Origin of the sequence: Acidovorax sp. (assembly GCF_046341535.1) — a bacterium.
GTDB lineage: Bacteria > Pseudomonadota > Gammaproteobacteria > Burkholderiales > Burkholderiaceae_C > Acidovorax.
Map to the genome: position 1 here is coordinate 1 of NZ_JBKDRI010000057.1, position 1,395 is coordinate 1,395.

General features: G+C 64.0%; 1 protein-coding gene. It reads right to left on the reverse strand.

Translation table 11 applies throughout. The features are described from left to right. Nucleotides 1-27: 27 nt before the first annotated feature. The gene (locus tag ACK543_RS03945; protein WP_409941553.1) at nucleotides 28-1,386 is read right to left on the reverse strand and encodes an IS1380 family transposase; all 1,359 of its coding nucleotides are present in this window, start codon (nucleotides 1,384-1,386) and stop codon (nucleotides 28-30) included. Between the last annotated feature and the right edge of the window lie 9 nt (nucleotides 1,387-1,395).

Sequence of the window (1,395 nt, forward strand, 5' to 3'; positions counted from 1 at the left end):
TGGCCGGGGCCGTTCGCCCAGGCGCACTCAGGCGCTGTCCAGCGCCCGCCAATGGCGCGCAAACACCGCAAACGCCGGGTCATTGGCACCCAGTCCCAACACCCATTGGCGGGCGTGCTCCACCATGCGCGCGGCCTTGACCATCAACTCCTGTATCACCGTGCGCACCCGTCTGCGCTGGGCGCTGTGCCGCACGGGCGAGTCCGGCTCGTGCAGCGTGTGCTGTCCGATCAGACGCAGCAGGTTCATCGCCACCGCCGCCAGGGCACACACCAGGTAGTTGGTGTCAAACTTGCCCGAGGGCAGCCGCGTGAGGTCCATGTCAGTCTTGAACTCCGAGTGAAACTGCTCGTGCCTGCCGTGGTCGGCGTACAAGGCCATGATGCTCTCGGGCGTGAACGCCTGGGGCAAAGTGCTCGTCCAGCCCTCCAGCACATACTCGGGCAGCAGCATCTGCTGGCCGCGCCGGTCAATGGTTCGCTCGCTCAGGCGGTACACCCGCCGCGCAGCCAAGACATGGCGCTCGTGCTTGACTTGAACCGCCTCGCTCCAGACACATTGGCGCTTGCCCTCGCGCAGCACCGTCCAGCGGGTATCGGCATCGGCCACCTTGGCCCGGGCGATTGTCTCCACCGGTGTGCTGCGCGGGTTCCATTTGATGATGAAAGCCATCTTGCGCTGCAGCGCCTTGGCCTGCTGGTCAATGGCGCACATGAGCTTGGCCGAGTCAAAGCCCGAGTCGGCGCGAGCGAGCAAGGGCTCTGGCGTGAGCCGGGCTGCCAGCGGCAACACACGCTCGAAGTTGTACTCGGTCTCACAGGCCGAGTGCTGCGTGCCCGGGCGCAAGGCCAGTTCCAGGCAATAGCCCTGCGTGCCCAGGTAGCACGCCAATGGGCAGTAGCCGTCCACACCGATATAGGTGCGGCCCACGTGTTCTTTGGCCGTGCCGCTGTTGTCCATGGCGAAGGTATCAAGGTCCAGGGGGACGTATCCACAGGGCAGCGCACCGAAGTCCACTGGCTTGCCTGCGATCCGCGTGCCGAGCACTGCAGCGTTGATGCGCTCGGCCAGATCAAACCAGTCTGGGGCATGGGCATCCAGGCGCTGGCGCAGCGTGGGCGAAGACGGCACAGCGCGCAAATGCAGGGCGCGGGCAAAGAAAGTGTCTTTGCGCTGACCCTCGATGGCATCAAAGTCGTTCTTGCCCAGGCACAAAAGGCCCAGGTAGCTCTTGAGGATGTCGCTGTTGGCGATGCCCGAACGCACCGGGAAGGCCGGGTCAATCAGGGCATTGATGTTGATGCGCTTGAGATGCTTGCCAATCAGGGCCAGACCGGCCTGGTTGCTCAAGTCGTAGGGCAATTGTTTGATTACAAAGTCGGTCATGGTCGCTTC